Below are 18,519 nucleotides of genomic sequence, written 5' to 3'. Positions count from 1 at the left end.
AACCGGGGCACTAGGCTCTCCCACGCCCGGGCCCCCCGGCCGGGCAACTGCATGCACATCCGACGAGGAGTGGTGGCGTGACCTGGGTTCTCGTGCTTGGCCTCCTGCTCAACGCCGTGGCGCTGCCGCTGGCAGCGCGACGCGTGGTGTTCCTCTACCGGCTGATCAGCAGCGGCCAGCCGGCTCCCGATCGCCTGGAGAACGTCACCAAGCGCACGGGCAAGGCGATCGGCAGCCAGCTCACCGAGGTGCTCGGGCAGCGACGGCTGCTCAAGTGGAGCATCCCGGGGGCCGCGCACGCCTTCGTGATGTACGCCTTCCTCATCCTGGCCAGCGTCTACCTCGAGGCCTACATGGCCCTGCTGCTCCAGGACCCGTCGGCCGGCTTCCTGGTCTTCAACGCCTGGGGCCCGCTCGGCTTCCTGCAGGACCTCATCGGCGTGCTGTGCCTGGTGGGCCTGGCGATCTTCACCGTCATCCGGGTCAAGGAGGCACCGGCCAGGCTGGGCCGCAAGTCCCGGTTCAAGGGCTCCCACACCGGCGGCGCGTGGCTCGTCCTCTTCATGATCTTCAACGTCATCTGGACGATGTTCCTGTTCCGCGGCGCATCCTCGGCGCTGGGCAACCTGAACTACGGCAAGTGGGCGTTCGCGTCGTACGCCGTGGGCAAGGCGCTCGGCGGCCCCACCGACTCGCACGCCGTCGAGGTGCTCGAGGGCATCGGCCTGCTGCTGCACATCGGCGTCATGCTGGTGTTCCTCATCATCGTGCTCAACTCCAAGCACCTCCACATCTTCATCGCGCCGCTCAACGTCATGTTCAAGCGGCCCGACGGCCCCCTCGCCCTCGGCGCGCTCAAGCCGCTGATGTCCGACGGCAAGGCGCTGACCCTCGACGACGTCGAGGACATGGACGAGGACACCAAGCTCGGCATCGGCGCGATCGAGGACTTCACGTGGAAGGGCCTGCTCGACATGGCCTCCTGCACGGAGTGCGGTCGCTGCCAGTCCCAGTGCCCGGCGTGGAACACCGAGAAGCCGCTCTCGCCCAAGATGCTGATCATGGGCCTGCGCGACCACGCGTTCGCCAAGGCCCCCTACCTCCTCGCCGACGAGGAGGGCCGCACCGGCCTCGAGCCGCAGGTGATGGCCGAGGTCGAGCGTCCGCTGGTCGGCGAGACCGAGGGCGAGGCCTGGCACCCGACCGGCGGCGCCGTCATCGACACCGACGTGCTGTGGTCCTGCGTGACCTGCGGCGCCTGCGTCAACCAGTGCCCGGTCGACATCGAGCACGTCGACCACATCGTCGACATGCGGCGCTACCAGGTGCTCATCGAGTCGTCGTTCCCGAGCGAGCTCAACGGCCTGTTCAAGGGCCTGGAGTCCAAGGGCAACCCGTGGAACATGTCGCCCAACATGCGCCTCGACTGGGCGCAGGGCATGGACGTCAAGGTCGTGGGCGAGGACGTCGAGGACCTCGACGAGGTCGACTGGCTGTTCTGGATCGGCTGCGCCGGCGCCTACGAGGACCGGGCCAAGAAGACCGTCCGCGCGGTCGCCGAGCTGCTCGACCTGGCCGACGTGTCGTTCGCCGTCCTCGGCAAGGGCGAGACCTGCACCGGCGACTCCGCGCGCCGCGCCGGCAACGAGTTCCTCTTCCAGCAGCTCGCCACGCAGAACGTCGAGGTGCTGACCGAGGCCAAGGCCAAGAAGGTCGTCTCCACCTGCCCGCACTGCTTCAACACGCTCAAGAACGAGTACAAGGAGCTCGGCATCGAGCTCGAGGTCGTGCACCACACCCAGCTGCTCAACCGGCTCGTGCGCGAGGGCCGCCTGACGCCGGTCGCCGACCACGCGGGTCCGAAGCAGAAGGTGACCTACCACGACCCCTGCTACCTCGGCCGCCACAACCAGGTCTACACGCCTCCGCGCGAGCTGCTCGAGGTCATCCCCTCGACCGAGTTCACCGAGATGGAGCGCAGCGGCGAGCGGTCCTTCTGCTGCGGCGCCGGTGGCGCCCGCATGTGGATGGAGGAGCGCATCGGCGAGCGGATCAACGAGAACCGCACCCGCGAGGCCGTCGAGACCGGCGCCGACCAGATCGCGGTCGGCTGCCCCTTCTGCCGCGTGATGCTCTCCGACGGGCTGACCAACATGCAGTCCAAGGAGGAGGCACGCGAGGAGGTCGAGGTCCTCGACGTCGCCCAGATGCTGCTCGCGGCGGTCAAGCGGGGCGAGACCCCGGCGGAGGCGACCGCCGAGCCGGGCGAGGGTGACGACGAGCGCTACCCCGCCACTGCCGCCCACGACGGCACCGACGACCCGGAGCAGGCGCCCGACCGGAAGGGCGACGCACCGGAGGTGACCGACCCCACGGGCCCGCTGGGCGAGCCCGAGGTTGAGGTGGCGGACTCCGGAGAGACTGCCTCTGCGGCGAGTGCCGCGAGCGCTTCCCTGCCCGCGTGGGCCGGGTTGGACGTCGAGACGATCCTGGAAGGGGACGACGTGGACATCAGCGAGTTCAAGGCCAAGCTCAAGGCCGAGCTCAAGGACGAACTGCTCGCCGAGATCAAGGCCGAGCTCGAGGGGGCGCTCAACTCCGACTCCGGCACGTCCGAGCCCGTGGAGAAGACCACCTCTCCCTCGATCGCGGACGCGCCCAAGGCGGAGGAGAAGCCCGCTGCGGTCGAGGAGAAGGCCCCCGAGCCCGAGCCCGAGCCGGAGCCCGAGCCGGCCGCGGCGGAGAAGGCCGAGCCGGAGGCCAAGCCGACCACCGAGGAGGAGAAGGTCGAGGAGAAGAAGCCCGCCTCGTCCTCCGAGCCCCCGCCGGACATCGACTTCTCCGGCTCCCTCTGAGCACCCTCCGCGGCGCGGTCGAAGGTTTTACCTTCGCCCGCGCCGCGGGTCGTTTTGGGCTGGTCCAGCCCGGGAAGAGTGCTGATCACCTGGACAGAAAAATCCGGTTCGGGACCAAGAGCCTGGGACTCTTGGCTACCGTCGGAGCACTGGGTATCAGCACGGACGAGAGCGAACTCATCAGGTCAGAGAAGATCCGGGCCAGGGGTGGCCCGCCGGCAGCTAGGGGTGTGCCATGTGGCGTTCGGGAGCGACGCGTCGGCGTCAGCAGGTCGCAGTCAGCCAGATGATCGACGCCGCCCAGCGCAGCGGCCACTACGCCGCCCCGTGGCGCTCGACCCCCGCCGTCTGGGAGTTCTTCTCCGACGAGGCCGACATCCTCCGTCACCTGCAGCAGACCTGGCGCAACGCCCTCGCCGGTGCCGTCTACGTCGCGATCGAGGCCGGTGACGGCGACCTCCAGGCCGACGTCACCCACGCCTTCACCACCGTCTGCCAGCGTCACGGCGGGCTGCGCAAGGTCCTCGAGGCCCACGCCGACCACCCGGCGATCGCCTCCGCGATGCGCAAGGAGCAGGCACTGCTCACCTCACTCGCGGTCGCGGCCGACGCCGACCTGCGCCTCGCGGCCTGACCCACCAGCCGCCCTCGGGCCGCCGCCGGACGACACGCCGGCCCGCTGGGCGCGCGTGCCTGCCCGACGGCCCGTCCGCCGCTGAGACTGGGGCGCATGCTGCGTCTCGCCCGGCGACTCCTCACCGCCCTGCTGGTCCTCCTCGTCGTGCTCGCCGGCGCGGTCACCTGGGTCTTCTCGGGGCGGATCCACTCCGCCGCCCTCGAGGTCCGGCCCGCCGAGCCGTCGTACGACATCGAGGTGGTCTCCGTCGCGGACGACCGGATCGTCCTCGACGACACCGCTGACCACCGGGACGCGCTGCACCGCGGCTGGACCTACGGCCTGCGCTGGGAGGGCGGCTCGGGTCTCGTCGAGGGTCCCGCCGAGGAGCAGGGGGACCAGGTGGGGCTCGGCTTCCGGGTGGTCGAGGGCGTTGCGCCGCGGGCCGGCACCGAGGTGGACGCGTTCCGCGACCTCTGGACCGACGCAGCCGCGGCCTCGGCGGAGGCCACCGACAGCGCCGACGGCACCGACAGCACCGACAGCACCGACGGCACCGGGCTCGCGCTGCGCGCCGTGCGGTACGGCGCCGGCGACCACTCGCTCCCGGCCTACGTCGCCGAACCGCGGGCCGAGGCCCCGCAGCCGGGGACGGCCGGACCGGACCGGAGCCACTGGGCGGTCCTGGTCCACGGCAAGGGCGGGACCCCGTTGGAGATGGTGCGCATGGCGCGCGACCTGGTCGCGGCGGGCCGCACCGTCATGCTCATCGGCTACCGCAACGACGCCGGCGCGTGGCAGGACCCGAGCGGGCAGTACGCCTACGGCCGGACCGAGTGGCGCGACCTGCACGCCGCGCTGGTGTGGGCGCACGACCACGGCGCCCGCGACGTGGTGCTGGGTGGGGCGTCGATGGGCGGCGGCATCGTGGCCTCCTACCTCGAGCACGTCGAGGACCACCACGGCGTCTCCGGGGTCGTGCTCGACTCGCCCATGCTCGACCTCGACACCGTCGTCTCGTGGGGCGCCCGCGACGAGCGCCTGCCCGGTGGGCTCCCCCTCCCCGAGCCGATCACCTGGGCGGCCAAGCGGGTCGCGGGCCTGCGCTACGACGTCGGGTGGGAGTCGCTGGACTACGTCGACGGCCCCGGCGGCACCGACTGGGCCGACGTGCCCGTGCTCGTGCTCCACGGCGACGCCGACGGCACGGTCCCGGTGTCGCTGAGCCGCGACCTGGCGCGCGCCGACGACGACGTCCGGCTCGAGGAGTTCCCGGGCGCCGGTCACGTGGAGTCGTGGAACAGCGACCCGGGCCGCTACGACGAGCTGGTCACCGGCTTCGTCTCAGACCTGGGCTGACAGCGACCCGGTCGGGATCACACGATCGGGGTGCGGTGGAAGCTCTGCGCCGAGCGTGAGGGAGTCGGCCCCCGCTGGCCCTGGTAGCGCGAGCCGTACTTCTCCGAGCCGTAGGGGTGCTCGGCCGGCGAGGAGAGGCGGAAGAAGCACAGCTGGCCGATCTTCATCCCGGGCCAGAGCTTGATCGGCAGGTTGGCCACGTTGGCCAGCTCGAGCGTCACGTGGCCCGAGAAGCCGGGGTCGATGAAGCCCGCGGTCGAGTGCGTGAGCAGCCCGAGACGGCCCAGCGACGACTTGCCCTCCAGGCGCGCGGCGATGTCGTCGGGCAGCGAGACGACCTCGTAGGTCGACCCGAGCACGAACTCGCCGGGGTGGAGGATGAACGGCTCGTCGCCCTCCGGCGCGACCTCGCGGGTGAGGTCCGGCTGGTCCTCGGCGGGGTCGATGTGCGGGTAGCGGTGGTTCTCGAAGGTGCGGAAGAACCTGTCGAGGCGCACGTCGATGCTGGAGGGCTGGACCATCGCCTCGTCGTAGGGGTCCAGGGCGACCCGCCCCGCGCCCAGCTCGGCCTTGATGTCCCGGTCGGAGAGCAGCACGAGCGGCACACTACCCGTCGCGTGGCGGCGTCCCCCGCGCCTCCTAGGATCGCGCGGTGACCTGGGACCCGACCGCACCGCTGACGACGTACGTCGCCCTCGGCGACTCGTTCACCGAAGGGGTCGGGGACGCCGATCCGGACCGGCCCAACGGCGTGCGCGGCTGGGCCGACCGGGTGGCGGAGACCCTGGCCGCCACGCACCCCGACCTCACCTACGCCAACCTGGCCATCCGCGGCCGCAAGATGGGCGCGGTGCTCGCCGAGCAGGTCGAGCCCGCGGTCGCGATGCGCCCCGACCTGGTGAGCATCTATGCCGGCGGCAACGACATCCTGCGGCCCAGGGTCGACGTCGACACCGTCGTGGCCGACTACGCCGACGGCCTGCGCCGGCTGCGATCCACCGGTGCGCACCTCGTTGTCTTCACCGGGTTCGACCTGGGCTGGGCCCCGGTGTTCGGGCGGCTGCGCGGCCGCGTGGCGACGTACAACGAGCTGGTGCGGGAGGTCAGCGAGGAGGTCGGGGCGACGGTGGTCGACTTCTGGCGGATGCGGGAGTACCGCGACTCCCGCCTGTGGGACGTGGACCGCATCCACATGTCCTCGCTGGGCCACCGCCACATGGCCGTCGCGGTGCTGGACGCGCTCGGGGTCGATCACGCCACGAGTCCCGACCCGCTGGGCGAGGCGACACCGCTGGACGCCCGCGCCCGCCGCGCAGCCGACCTGGAGTGGGCCCGCGCCCACGCCGCGCCGTGGATCCATCGACGACTCACGGGGCGATCGTCCGGCGACGGTCTCGAGCCGCGTTTCGCCTCGCCGGTGCGCGTCGTCGACGGCCTCGCGGGCGGCGCCCGAGGGTCGGGTATTGTCTGACCCGCTTCCTCGCGGATGTAGTTCAATGGCAGAACATGAGCTTCCCAAGCTCAGAATGCGGGTTCGATTCCCGTCATCCGCTCCAGACGACTCACCCCATGACAGGTGTCATGCCGTCGGTGACCAAGGTCCTCCGGCGTGCCACAGATTCTTCGGGACCGGGCATGACCTTTGTCCGTTTCTTGTCGGGGAACAGCCAAATGACCGTATCAACCCTGGCTCCTCGATCTCCTCGCGCCATAGCCTCCAGCTGAGGCAAGCCGTCAGCTGCTCCCCGAACGGCAGGCCGCGAAGCATCGCCGACCAAGGTCCTGCGCACGCCCGGGGCCCGGCGAGGAAGAAGGAACATCATGAGTCGCATTCCTGGGGGAATGACCAAGCGAGGCGCCGCCGGTGCGGCACTGATCGCTCTCGGGCTCGCCACCACCTCCGTGGGCTTCCTGTCCACCACCGCCACGGCCGTGCCCAAGGGCGCGCCTCCCGGCAACAACGGGACCGTCAAGGTCGAGAACGTCCTGGTCGACAGCAAGGACACCGGTCGACCCGAGAACAACCCGCACCTCCCGTGCTCGTTCACGGTCGAGTGGTGGAACTTCGAGAAGGGCGACTTCTACAGCAACGTCTCCTTCGTGCTGCAGGCGCCCACGCGGAACAACCGCACGATGACCGTCGACGGTCCCTCCAAGGTCTTCATCGGTGAGGACCCGGCCAACGGCGCGGGCGCGAAGAACGGCCGCGACGCCAGCGTGAAGTACACCCTGCACTTCACCGGCGCACCGCACCCCGTCCAGGGCTTCCACGTCAAGCTCACGACGCGCAACCAGCACAGCCAGGGCGCCGACACCAAGTACAAGGTGTTCTGGGTCGACTCGTGCGACACCCCGCCGAGCACGACCACGCCCCCGCCGTACACCTGCCCCGAGGGCACCGACTGGGTCGACACCAACGAGAACGGCGTCGTCGAGGAGGGCGAGTGCGTCGAGATCGCCCCGTCCTCCAGCACCGCGAGCTCCCCGCCCCCGCCGTACACCTGCCCCGAGGGCACCGACTGGGTCGACACCAACGAGAACGGCGTCGTCGAGGAGGGCGAGTGCGTCGAGATCGCCCCGTCCTCCAGCACCGCGAGCTCCCCGCCCCCGCCGTACACCTGCCCCGACGGCACCGAGTGGATCGACACCAACGAGAACGGCGTCGTCGAGGAGGGCGAGTGCGTCGAGATCGCCCCGTCCTCCAGCACCGCGAGCTCGCCGCCGCCGTCGGTCTTCACCTGCCCGGACGGGTTCGAGTGGGCCGACCTCAACGACAACGGCATCGTGGAGGAGGGCGAGTGCGTCCAGGTCGCTCCGACCTCGGCCACGAGCAACCCGACCGAGCCGGTCAAGAAGCCGACCAAGTCGACGACGCCGACGGTGCTGCCGACCTCGGCCACGAGCAACCCGGCAGTGGCGCCGACCGCGGTCGACGCCGGCCTCCCGGGTGGCGGTGACGGCCCGGCCGTCCCGAGCTCGCTGCTGATCCTGCTCGGTGCGGCGATGGCTGTCCTGGGTCTCGGCATCGGGTTCGTCCCGGTCGTCGCCCGGGGCAAGCACAGCCACTGAGTGGCACCGAGCCGTCCCCACCGCTGAGGCGGTGAACGGCAGATGAGGGCCCTTCCTCCGGGGAGGGCCCTCGTCACGTCCCGGCGCACCACGGGCGCCGGACTGCCACACTGACCCGGTGAGCTGGGTCAGGCAGTGGTTCTCCGGGGGCAGCAGCGCGATCTCGCCGACCGCGCACTACACGGGCTTCGTCTGGGCGCGGCACGGCCTGGGCGACCCCGACCTGGCCACGGGTCCCGGACGCCTGCTCTTCACCGCGGGCCAGGGGCTCCTCGCCCCCCTGGACCGGTTGGGCGGGCCCACCCTGGAGCACTTCCTGCTCGCGCGTCACCGGATCCTCGACCACCTCCTCGAGGAGGCGATCGCCTCGGGCGAGGTCGGCCAGGTCGTCGAGCTCGCCGCCGGGCTCTCCCCCCGGGGCCTGGAGCTCACCCGGCGCCACCCCGGGCTGACCTACGTCGAGGTGGACCTGCCGGCCATGGCGACCCGCAAGGCGGAGGTCCTGCGCGGCAAGGGCGTGGACCCCGGCCGCCATCGGGCGACGAGCGCGGACGTCCTGGACGACGAGGCGTTCGCCGCGGTCTTCTCCGGGCCGTCGTCGCTGCTCGACCCCTCCCGGGGCACGGCCGTGGTCACCGAGGGACTGCTCAACTACTTCCCGCGCGAGGCGGTGCTCGGCCTGTGGCGGCGGACGGCCCGCGAGCTGTCCGCCTTCCCGACCGGTCGCTACTACTCCGACCTGCACGTCGCCTCGCGCACCGGCCTGGTCGACCGGGCCTTCATCGCCGGGCTGGGCGCCTTCGTCCGCGGTCAGGTCCACCTGCACTTCGCCGACGAGGCCGAGGCGGAGTCGGCGTTGCGCGGCGCGGGGTTCGCCCGGGCCCGGCTGGTCGCCCCCCGCGAGCTGGCCCGCACGCTCCCCGACATGGAGGGTGCGGGCGCCGACCGCGTGCGCGTCGTGGAGGCCTCGACCTAGTCCTTGCGGAGGGTCGCCATCGTGCGCTCGACCTCCCAGTGCGCGCACATGGAGCGGATCCGGCCCTCCTCGTCGAGGCGGTAGACCGCGACCAGCTCGGTGTCGGCGCGGGTGCCGTCCTCCATCAGCGTGCTGAAGGTGCCGACGTTGGCGCAGCTGTTGCCGCCGGCGAAGGAGTCCTTGATCGTGAAGGTGAACTCCTTGATCGGCGCGATGGCCAGGTCCCAGAAGGCCGAGATGGCCTCGAGACCGCGGTGGCCCTGCCCCTCGGGGTCGAAGAAGGACGGTCCGACCGGGTCCTCGAGGACCGCGTCCGGCGCGAACAGGGTGAGCCAGGTGTCCTTGTCCTTGGCGATCACGGCGGCGTAGGAGCGCTGGGAGGCACGGCGGGCCGGGTGGTCGCCGTCAGGGGCGTTCCAGATGATCTGGTCAGGCAGGTCGGGCATGCCCGTGATGGTAGAACGTGTTCTCGTTCTGCGGGAGGGGCTCTCGGCCCCCGGTCAGTGGGGCTGCCAGGCGTCGTCGTCGACGCGGGCGGTGACCGACTCGGGCAGGGAGCGGTCGGCGAGGTCCTGGATGGTGACCTCCTCGCACACCTCCCGCAGGCTGCTGCGGGCCGCGATCCACACCAGCTGGAGCGAGTCGGCGGTGTCGTTGTAGTGCACGGCCTCCGGGCGCTCGCCGTGCACGCTGACCAGCGGACCGTCGACGGCACGGATCACGTCGGCCACGCTGACCTGGTCGGCGGGCCGAGCCAGTCGCCAGCCGCCGGACTGGCCGCGCTGGCTTGCCACGACCCCCGCACGCCTCAGGTCGGCCAGGATCGCCTGGAGGAAGCCCGCCGGGATCTCCTGCAGCCGCCCCAGCTCGTCGGCGCTCACCGGCTCGCGGGGGTTCTCACCCTGCGCGCGCAGGCCCAGCTCGATGAGGGCCCTGAGCGCATAGTCGGACTTCGCGGAGACTCGCACGGCGCACAGTCTGTCATCCGAGCCCGGTCACGGAGGCAATGAGACCTGGCTCACGACGCGGTTCGCGGACCCTTCCCCGGGTAAAGGACTGGTGTCAGGAACACCGACACCAGAGGAGACCGCATGAGCACCAGCGACAAGATCGAGAACAAGCTTGACGACGCCAAGGGCAAGGTCAAGGAGGGCGTCGGCAACGCCACCGGTGACGACGAGATGAAGGCCAAGGGCGAGAAGGACCAGACCAAGTCCGACCTCAAGCAGGCCGGCGAGAAGGTCAAGGACGCCTTCAAGTAAGTCCTGCTCACGCACGCATTCCGTGCCCCCGCGCCCTCGGCGCGGGGGCGCGTCGCTGTTGTCGGGGGTCCTCGGGAGGCCCAGGGGCCTCGACGCGGCCCGAGCCGGGCCCCCGACCTGCGACGTACGACACGTCCGGCACCGGGCGAGGTCAAGAACTGCGGGAAGTTGTTGCCTCGGGCGTGACCGCCTCGCATAATGGACGTTACTCACTGGTAACACTGACGAGTAACCGCGGTTCCAGCGCTGCCGGCCCTCGGTGGCACGACACGACGAAGGGGTTCTGAGTGAGCCACTACAAGAGCAACATGCGGGACATCGAGTTCAACCTCTTCGAGGTGCTGAACCGTCAGGACGTCCTCGGCACCGGCCCGTTCGAGGAGATCGACCTCGACACCGCCCGATCGATCCTCGCCGAGGTCGACCGCATGTCCCGCGGCGAGCTGGCGGAGTCCTTCGAGGACGCCGACCGCAACCCGCCGAAGTTCGACCCCGCGACCGGCAAGGCCGACCTCCCCGAGTCGTTCAAGAAGAGCTACCAGGCCTGGATGGACGCCGAGTACTGGCGCCTGGGCACCCTGGCCAGCCTGGGTGGCACCCCCGCCCCCTCCTCGATCAACTGGGCCATGGGCGAGATGGTGCTCGGCGCCAACCCCGCCCTGTGGATGTACGGCGCCGGCCCGATGTTCGCCGGTGTCGTGGAGCGCAACGGCAACGAGCGCGACCACAAGATCGCCCAGCTCATGGTCGACAAGGGCTGGGTCGCCACGATGGTGCTCACCGAGCCCGACGCGGGCTCCGACGTCGGGGCGGGCCGCACCAAGGCCACCCCCAACGACGACGGCACCTGGAACATCGAGGGCGTCAAGCGCTTCATCACCTCGGCCGAGAGCGACCTGAGCGACAACGTCATCCACCTCGTGCTGGCCCGCCCGGTCGGTGTCGAGGGCGCCGGCGGTCCCGGCACCAAGGGCCTGTCGCTGTTCATCGTGCCGAAGTTCCACTTCGACGTGGAGACCGGCGAGCTGGGCGAGCGCAACGGCGCCTACGTCACCAACGTCGAGAAGAAGATGGGCATCAAGGTGTCCAACACCTGCGAGGTCACCTTCGGCGACCCGGGTGTCGGTGGCGGCGAGCCCGCCAAGGGCTGGCTGCTCGGCGAGGTCCACGACGGCATCGCGCAGATGTTCCAGGTCATCGAGAACGCCCGCATGATGGTCGGCACCAAGGCCATCGCGACCCTGTCGACCGGCTACCTCAACGCCCTCGACTTCGCCAAGGGCCGCGTCCAGGGTCCCGACCTGGCCCAGGCCGCCGACAAGACGGCCCCGCGCGTGACGATCACCCACCACCCCGACGTACGCCGGTCGCTGATGACGCAGAAGGCGTACTCCGAGGCCCTGCGGGCGCTGGTGCTCTACACCGCCACGTGGCAGGACCAGGTGATGATCGCCGAGCACAACGGCGAGCGCGACGAGCTCGCCGAGCGGGTCAACGACCTGCTGCTCCCGATCGTCAAGGGCTACGGCTCCGAGCGCTCGTGGGTGCTCCTGGGCACCGAGTCCCTGCAGACCTTCGGTGGCTCCGGCTTCCTGCAGGAGTACCCGATCGAGCAGTACGTCCGCGACGCCAAGATCGACACCCTCTACGAGGGCACCACGGCGATCCAGGGGCAGGACTTCTTCTTCCGCAAGATCGTGAAGGACCAGGCCCAGGCGCTCGGCCACCTGGCCGGCGAGATCGAGCAGTTCGTCAAGAGCGAGGCCGGCAACGGTCGCCTCAAGATCGAGCGCGGCCTGCTGGCCACGGCGCTCGAGGACGGCAACGCGATCGTGGCCAAGATGATCGGCGACCTGATGTCGGCCGACGAGTCCAGCGAGAACGGCGACATCCGCAACATCTACAAGGTGGGCCTCAACACCACCCGCCTGCTGATGGTGCTGGGCGACATCGTCTGCTCGTGGCTGCTGCTGCGTCAGGCCGAGGTCGCGCTGGAGAAGCTCGGCGGCGACGTCAAGGACGCCGACCGCGACTTCTACGAGGGCAAGGTCGCCGCCGCGCAGTTCTTCGCGCGCAACGTGCTGCCCAAGCTCACCGCGGAGCGCGCCATCGCCGAGGCGATGGACACCTCGCTGATGGACGTGCCGGAGAGCGCGTTCTGACCTGAGGTTCCGACCCTTCCGAGCCCCGCACCGGTCCGACCGGTGCGGGGCTCGGTCGTCCTCAGTGGAGGACGCTGAGGGTGACCGTGGTCCGCTGCGTGCGGTGCCCGGCCGAGTCGACGCCCTGGTAGACGATCGTGCGGGTCAGGTTGCTCTTGACCTTGCGGGGGCTGAACGTGAACGAGCCGTTGGCCCGCCAGACGAGCTGACCGTCGGGGATCGTGGTGGAGATCAGCACCGCCTTGGTCCAGCTCGTGCCGGGGATGAGCAGGTCGTTGGCCAGCACGCCCACCCCCGGCGCGCCCTTGGGGGCCCCGACGGTCAGCGTGCGGCCACCTGTCACCGAGGCGCGGTCACGCACGCCGATCGGGCCGATCTTGATCGTCACCGTCGCCTTGTTCGACGAGGCACCCAGGTTGTCCACCGCGTGGTAGGTGATCGTCTTGGTCAGGACCTTGGAGGTGCCTGCACCCGCGCGGTAGACGAACGACCCGTTGGCGTACCAGGTGTACTCGGCGGCGGCGAAGCTGATCGAGTCGACCTTGGCGCTCTTGAGCGTGCCGTCGGGATCCCGGTCGTTGGCCAGCACGCCGTTGGTGACATGCTTGGTGCATCCCGAGACCAGGCGACCGACGCACAGAACCCCACCGGGGGCGATCACGTAGGGGCCGTCGTTCTTGGCGACCGGGGGCTGGTTGCTCTTGGCGAACCCGGCGGTCACCGAGCGGTCCACGCCCATCGTGAGCACGCAGGTCTTCGCGGTCCCCGAGCACGCCCCGCCCCAGCCGGTGAACACCGAGCCCGCCCCGGGAGCGGCGGTGAGGGTGACGCTCGCGCCCGAGGGGTACGTCGCCTTGCAGGTCGACCCGCAGGAGATGCCGGCCGGGCTGCTGGACACCGCGCCGCTCCCGGTGCCCGACCGCGTCACGGTCAGCGTGTGCGTCGTCGGGGTGAAGGTCGCGGTGACCGAGGTGTCACCGGTCATCGTGACCACGCAGGTGGACGTGCCCGAGCACCCGCCACCCGACCAGCCGGTGAACGTCGACCCCGCCGCCGGGGCGGCGGTCAGGGTGACCTGGGTCCCGGCCGGGAACGCCTTGGCACAGGTCGCGCCGCAGCTGATGCCCGCAGGGCTGCTGGTCACGCTCCCCGACCCCGAGCCCGCCTTCGTCACGGTGAGGGTGTGGGACTGGACGAACGTCGCTCCCACCGTGCGGTCGGTGCTCATCGTCACCGAGCACGACCCCGCGCCGGTGCAGGCGCCGGTCCACCCGCTGAACACCCATCCGGCCGCCGCGGTCGGCGTGAGCGTCACCGTCGACCCGCCCGCGAACGACGCGGTGCAGGTGGCGCCGCAGGAGATCCCCGCCGGCGAAGACGTGACCGAGCCCGACCCGGTCGTCTGGACCGTGAGCAGGTGCCGGGCGGTGAAGGTCGCGGTGACCGACGTCGCGCTCGTGAGGGTGACGACGCAGGTGGACGTGCCCGAGCAGCCACCGCCGGACCAGCCGGTGAAGTCGGCCCCCGCAGACGCGGTCGCGGTCAGCGTCACCGTGGTGCCGGCGACGAAGTCCGCCGTGCAGGTCGACGGGCACGAGATGCGCGCCGGGTTCGAGGTGACCGTCCCCGAGCCCGAGCCCGCCCGCGTGACGGTCAGGGTGACCAACGGGGTGAAGGTCGCGGTCACGGAGGTGGCCGAGGCCAGTGTCACGGTGCACAGGCCCTGGCCGGAGCAGCCGCCGCCGGACCAGCCCGTGAAGGCCGAGCCCGCCGCCGGGTCCGCGCTCAGGGTCACGCTCGTGCCGTCGTCGTACGCCGCCGAGCAGGTCGACCCGCAGTCGATGCCGGCCGGGTTGCTCGTGACGGTGCCGGAGCCCGAGCCCGCCTTGGTGACCGTCAGCGTGCGCTGCTGCACGAAGGTGGCGGTGACCGTGACGCCCGGGCCCACCGTGACCACGCACGTGCCCGTGCCCGAGCAGCCCCCACCGGACCAGCCGGCGAAGCGCGAGCCGGCCGCAGGCGTCGCGCTCAGCGTCACGCTCGTGCCGTCGGCGTACGCCGCGGAACAGGTCGAGCCGCAGTCGATGCCGGCCGGGTTGCTCGTGACCGTGCCGGAGCCGCTGCCCGACCTGGTGACGGACAGGACGGGCTGGTTGTTGGTGAACGTCGCGGTGACCGTGAGGCTGCTGGTGACCGTCACCACGCAGGTGCCGGTGCCGGTGCACCCTCCACCCGACCAGCCGGCGAAGACCGACCCGGCCGTCGGGGTCGCGGTCAGCGTCACCTGGGTGCCACTGGCGAAGGACGAGGCGCAGGTCGAGCCGCAGTCGATGCCTGCGGGGCTGCTGGTCACCCCACCCGTGCCGGTGCCGGCCTTGGCGACGGTGAGCACGGGCTGGGTCGCGGTGAAGGTGGCCGTGGCGGTCGTGTCGGCGCTCATCGTGACCACGCACGTGCTCGTGCCGGTGCAGCCCCCGCCGGACCAGCCGGCGAAGGTCGAGCCTGCCGCGGGCGTCGCGGTCAGGGTGACCTGGGTGCCGTCGGCGTAGCTCGTCGCACAGGTGGCGCCGCAGGAGATGCCGGCCGGGCTGCTGGAGACGGTGCCGGAGCCCGTGCCCGCCTTGGTGACCGTCAGTGTCCGCTGGGCCTTGGCGAACGTCGCGGTGACCGTCGTGGCGGTGCTCATCGTGACCACGCAGGTGCCGGTGCCGGTGCAGCCGCCACCGGACCAGCCCGAGAACACCGAGCCGGACGACGCCGCGGCACTCAGGGTCACCTGGGTGCCCTGGGTGAAGGTGGTCGAGCAGGTCGAGCCGCAGTCGATGCCGGCCGGGTTGCTGGTGACCGTGCCGGACCCGGCGCCCGCCCTGGACACCGTGAGGGTCGCGGTGGCCGGGACGAAGGTCGCCGTGACGGAGGTGTCGCCCGCCATGGGGACGGTGCACGTGCTCGTGCCCGAGCAACCGCCGCCGGACCAACCGGAGAACGTGGAGCCGGCCGCGGGGGTCGCGGTCAGCGTCACGGAGGTCCCCTGCTGGAAGGTCGCCGAGCAGGTGGCGCCACAGTTGATGCCGGCAGGTGAGCTGGAGACCGAGCCGCTGCCGCCGCCGGCCCTCGTGACGGTCAGGGTCCGCAGCGCCGCGAAGGTGGCCGTGACGCTGGTGTCGACCGTCGGGGCGAGGGTGCAGGCGCTCGTGCCCGTGCACCCGCCGCCGGACCAGCCGGTGAACACCGACCCGGCCGCGGCCGTCGGCGTGAGGGTGACCGAGCTGCCGCTTGGGAAGCCCGCCGAGCAGGTCGACCCACAGCTGATGCCCGCGGGCGTGGACACGACGGTGCCGCTGCCCGTGCCGTTCTTGGTGACGGTCAGGGTGCGCAACGGCACGAAGGTCGCGGTCACGGTGGTGTCAGCCGTCGGGGTCACTACGCAGGTGCCGGTGCCCGAGCATCCGCCGCCCGACCAGCCGGTGAACACCGAGCCGACCGCGTTGGCGGCGGTCAGGGTGACCGGGGTGCCCGACCTGATGTACGCCGAGCACGTCGCCCCGCAGCTGATGCCGCCCACGTCGGAGGTGACCGTGCCGCTGCCGGACCCGGCCTTGGAGACGGTGAGCTGCTTGCACTGGCTGCTGCGGTCGAGGGTCAGCTGGGCGGTCGCCGCCGTTCCGCCGGCGGGCAGGGCGCTGATGCCGATGTTCTGCGTGGCGGGCGCGGCGCAGTCGATCGTCGTGGTGGTGGTGAAGCACACCGAGGCGGGGTCGGGGTTCCAGTCGAGGAGCAGCCGCGGCGGGTTGCCGTCGGCCCAGGGGTCCTTGCCCGCGGCCTTCACCGCGGTGGCGTCCAGGGCCAGCGACGGGTGGGCGACGGCGGAGATGCCGGACAGGCTGAGCGTCCCGGCGGTGCCGACCATCTCCTGGTGGGCGAGCACCGCGCCCGTGGTCGCGTCCGTCACGGTCACGTCCAGCGACTCGAAGTCGCCGCCGGCGGACAGGTCGCCCTCGACGACCTTCACGTCCTGCCACGTGGCAGCGCCGGTCGTGCCGTCGCACCGCTGGTCGCGCAGGTCGACCACGCGGCGTACACCGCCGGCGCTGAGGCTGGTGCAGGGCGAGGTGCCGTTGACGTCGACGGTGAAGACCTGGCCGGGGTCGCCGAGACCCACCGCACAGGTGCCGTCGAAGGTCGCGCCGTAGCCGCTCGGCAGGAAGTCGCCGTTGCTGTCGTTCGTGACGACGCCGTTGGTCCAGCGGCCACCCGTGCAGTCGGCACCCGTCGTCCAGTCCCAGCAGCCCATCCCTCCCCCGTAGAGCCCGATGGCGTAGAGCGTGCGCGTGCCCGCCTCGGCCTCGACGGAGACCGAGTAGTGGTCCTCGCTCACGTGCCACGCCGGGATGTCGATGGCGGTGGCCGGGTCCGCGTCGAGCCAGCACTTCCCCGGGTCGGCCGAGCCCTCGACCATGATCGCGCAGACGCCGTCGGCCGCGCCCGACGGGCTGTGATGGTTCACCACGTTCTGGCCGGCGACGCTCTTGGCGGTGGACCAGCCGCTGCACGGTGCTGACGTGGCGGTGTCGGCGCACACGATGCTGTAGCCGCCGTGGGCGCTGTCATAGGTGTCGAGGAAGATCCGCGTGCCGTGGGCGGCGACGTCGACCTGGAGGTCCTGGGGCGTCCCCGTGGGCATCGGCACGGAGATCGACGCGGTGCCCGCACAGGGCGCCTTCGTCGATGGGTCGACGCAGTAGACCTTCCCGGTCTCGGTCCCGAACCAGAGCTTGCCGGCGACGACCACGGGGGCGCTCGCACCGACATCGCTGGTCGTCTCGACGCGGTCGACGACCGCGAGGCCGCAGGGAGCGTCCGTCGCCGAGTCCCAGCAGTACAGGGACACCGGGGAGTACTGCGCGTACGACGAGTACCCGGCGAGGCTGGTCGGGTGGAACCAGACCTGGGTGCCCACCACGGCACCGGGCCCGGGGACGTCATCGGTGCCGACCGTGATCTGCCTCGGGTAGCCCGGGCAGAGCCCACCCGTCTGACGGTCGATGCACGTGACCGAGGTCGGGGTGGTGTGGTGGTAGAACGCGAAGACCCTGCTGCCCACGATGATCGGCACGTGGCCGTCCCCGCCGGTGCCCTGGCTGATCGGCGGCAGCGGGGGCGGGAGCGGGTTGGTGGTGGAGGAGCCGAGCAGGGCCGACGCGCTGGGGGTCGCGGTGACCGACGACGACGTCGACCCCACGGTCCAGCCCTTGGCACCCACGGGCGCTCCCTGCACTGCGTGGGGTCCCGTCAGGCTGACCGTGGTGGCACCCGGAAGGTGCTGCGCGGCGTACTGCTGGGGCAGGTTGGCCGGGGTGCTGCGGCTGGCCGCCTTCCACGTCGCCTGCTCGCCCTGGCTCAGGGAGGCGGGGGCGCCCGAGGCGGACTCGGTGTAGCCGGCGGTCGAGGCGACGACCGTGACCAGTGCGGTGCCGTGGCTGGTGCCGAACGAGTCGGTCACGTCGTAGCCGAAGCCGTCGTAGCCGGTGAAGCCGGCCGTCGGCGTGTAGGTGCAGGCCCCGGCCGAGGAGCAGGTGACGCTGCCGTGCGAGGGGTTCGCGGTCACCACCATCGTGGCCCCCGCGGCTGCGTTGTCGTTGGTCAGCACGTTGGCCGCGACTGCCTGGCCGGCCTTGGTGGTGAGCTCGTCCGGGACCGGGGTGGGGGGGTTCGTCGAGTCCGGCGGCGCCTGGACGTAGACGGCCACGGTGGCCGTGGCCGTGTTGGCGTGGCCGTCGCTGACCGTGTAGGTGAACGAGTCGTCGCCGGTGTAGCTCCCGCTCACGGTGTAGGAGCAGGCACCGGTCGACCGGCAGGTGACCGAGCCGTGCGCACCCTGGGTGGTGGTGGTCACGGTCAGCTGGTCGAGGTCCGGGTCGGAGTCGTTGCCGAGGACGTCGAACCAGTCGGTCCCGACGACCGTGAACGAGTCGTCAGACGGGGTGGGCGGGCTGCCCACGGCGTACGCCGGCGAGGTGGTGAGGCTGCAGACCACGGCCCACACGAGGAGCACCGGGAGGAGCACCCCGAGACCTCGGCGGGAGACAGACGGCGTGCGCGGTGTGGACATGTGGTCGAACCCCCAGCGGGCTGCCCCTGGCGCGCAGCCTGAGGGAAACCTAGGAGCGGCGGTCGCGAAGGAGGCAGGGGACGAGGGCCTCACCCACCGGGACCCAGG

The 18,519-nt window shown here is 71.3% G+C and carries 12 protein-coding genes and 1 tRNA gene; 9 read left to right on the top strand and 4 right to left on the bottom strand.

Translation table 11 applies throughout. The features are described 5' to 3' along the window. The first annotated feature begins 77 nt into the window (after nt 1-77). The 3 genes from J2S63_RS10840 (at nt 78) to J2S63_RS10830 (ending at nt 4,830) form a co-directional block, all read left to right on the top strand. On the top strand, nt 78-2,855 hold the full coding sequence (locus J2S63_RS10840) for a 4Fe-4S dicluster domain-containing protein (protein ID WP_310301910.1): 2,778 nt from the start codon (nt 78-80) through the stop codon (nt 2,853-2,855). A gap of 235 nt (nt 2,856-3,090) precedes the next feature. Beyond that, complete coding sequence (locus tag J2S63_RS10835; protein WP_310301909.1) at nt 3,091-3,489, top strand: hypothetical protein; 399 nt, start codon at nt 3,091-3,093, stop codon at nt 3,487-3,489. A gap of 96 nt (nt 3,490-3,585) precedes the next feature. After that, nucleotides 3,586-4,830: an alpha/beta hydrolase family protein gene (locus J2S63_RS10830; RefSeq protein ID WP_310301908.1), complete on the top strand. Its 1,245-nt coding sequence runs from the start codon at nt 3,586-3,588 to the stop codon at nt 4,828-4,830. Between the two features lie 17 nt (nt 4,831-4,847). Here the strand turns inward: J2S63_RS10830 and dcd are convergent, their stop codons facing one another. After that, nucleotides 4,848-5,426: a dCTP deaminase gene (dcd, locus tag J2S63_RS10825; protein WP_310301907.1), complete on the bottom strand. Its 579-nt coding sequence runs from the start codon at nt 5,424-5,426 to the stop codon at nt 4,848-4,850. Nucleotides 5,427-5,482: 56 nt separating this feature from the next. Between dcd and J2S63_RS10820 the strand changes: the two genes are divergently transcribed. The 4 genes from J2S63_RS10820 (at nt 5,483) to J2S63_RS10805 (ending at nt 8,875) form a co-directional block, all read left to right on the top strand. Beyond that, nucleotides 5,483-6,301: an SGNH/GDSL hydrolase family protein gene (locus J2S63_RS10820; RefSeq protein WP_310301906.1), complete on the top strand. Its 819-nt coding sequence runs from the start codon at nt 5,483-5,485 to the stop codon at nt 6,299-6,301. An 11-nt stretch (nt 6,302-6,312) separates the two neighbouring features. Continuing rightward, nucleotides 6,313-6,386 (top strand) — tRNA-Gly (locus tag J2S63_RS10815). A 286-nt stretch (nt 6,387-6,672) separates the two neighbouring features. Beyond that, the gene (locus J2S63_RS10810) at nt 6,673-7,899 is read left to right on the top strand and encodes a hypothetical protein (protein WP_310301905.1); all 1,227 of its coding nucleotides are present in this window, start codon (nt 6,673-6,675) and stop codon (nt 7,897-7,899) included. Between the two features lie 118 nt (nt 7,900-8,017). After that, complete coding sequence (locus J2S63_RS10805; protein ID WP_310301904.1) at nt 8,018-8,875, top strand: class I SAM-dependent methyltransferase; 858 nt, start codon at nt 8,018-8,020, stop codon at nt 8,873-8,875. Here the strand turns inward: J2S63_RS10805 and J2S63_RS10800 are convergent. Both J2S63_RS10800 and J2S63_RS10795 read right to left on the bottom strand, forming a co-directional pair. Continuing rightward, entirely contained in the window at nt 8,872-9,321 is a 450-nt protein-coding gene (locus J2S63_RS10800; protein WP_310301903.1) for a nuclear transport factor 2 family protein, read from the bottom strand. The two genes, J2S63_RS10805 and J2S63_RS10800, sit on opposite strands and share 4 nt — an antisense overlap. A 54-nt stretch (nt 9,322-9,375) precedes the next feature. Next, the gene (locus J2S63_RS10795) at nt 9,376-9,843 is read right to left on the bottom strand and encodes an RrF2 family transcriptional regulator (RefSeq protein ID WP_310301902.1); all 468 of its coding nucleotides are present in this window, start codon (nt 9,841-9,843) and stop codon (nt 9,376-9,378) included. Nucleotides 9,844-9,966: 123 nt separating this feature from the next. Between J2S63_RS10795 and J2S63_RS10790 the strand changes: the two genes are divergently transcribed. Beyond that, a complete protein-coding gene (locus tag J2S63_RS10790) occupies nt 9,967-10,137 on the top strand; it encodes a CsbD family protein (RefSeq protein ID WP_310301901.1) in 171 nt (56 codons plus the stop codon). 287 nt (nt 10,138-10,424) lie between these two features. Further along, nucleotides 10,425-12,299 (top strand): acyl-CoA dehydrogenase, encoded by a 1,875-nt coding sequence (locus J2S63_RS10785; RefSeq protein WP_310301900.1) that lies wholly within the window; start codon nt 10,425-10,427, stop codon nt 12,297-12,299. A gap of 61 nt (nt 12,300-12,360) precedes the next feature. Here J2S63_RS10785 and J2S63_RS10780 read toward each other — a convergent pair whose 3' ends face one another. Then, complete coding sequence (locus J2S63_RS10780; RefSeq protein ID WP_310301899.1) at nt 12,361-18,411, bottom strand: InlB B-repeat-containing protein; 6,051 nt, start codon at nt 18,409-18,411, stop codon at nt 12,361-12,363. Between the last annotated feature and the right edge of the window lie 108 nt (nt 18,412-18,519).

The sequence above is a fragment of the Nocardioides marmoribigeumensis genome (genome assembly GCF_031458325.1).
Taxonomy (GTDB): domain Bacteria; phylum Actinomycetota; class Actinomycetes; order Propionibacteriales; family Nocardioidaceae; genus Marmoricola_A; species Marmoricola_A marmoribigeumensis.
The sequence above is the reverse complement of the archived record's forward strand: the minus strand, read 5'-3'. Positions and strand labels throughout refer to the sequence as shown.

Coding starts and splice junctions, on each gene's coding strand:
- J2S63_RS10835 (WP_310301909.1), top strand. CDS start 3,091: ATGTGGCGTTCGGGAGCGACGCGTCGGCGTCAGCAGGTCGCAGTCAGC.
- J2S63_RS10830 (WP_310301908.1), top strand. CDS start 3,586: ATGCTGCGTCTCGCCCGGCGACTCCTCACCGCCCTGCTGGTCCTCCTC.
- J2S63_RS10810 (WP_310301905.1), top strand. CDS start 6,673: ATGACCAAGCGAGGCGCCGCCGGTGCGGCACTGATCGCTCTCGGGCTC.
- J2S63_RS10800 (WP_310301903.1), bottom strand. CDS start 9,321: ATGCCCGACCTGCCTGACCAGATCATCTGGAACGCCCCTGACGGCGAC.
- J2S63_RS10790 (WP_310301901.1), top strand. CDS start 9,967: ATGAGCACCAGCGACAAGATCGAGAACAAGCTTGACGACGCCAAGGGC.
- J2S63_RS10780 (WP_310301899.1), bottom strand. CDS start 18,411: ATGTCCACACCGCGCACGCCGTCTGTCTCCCGCCGAGGTCTCGGGGTG.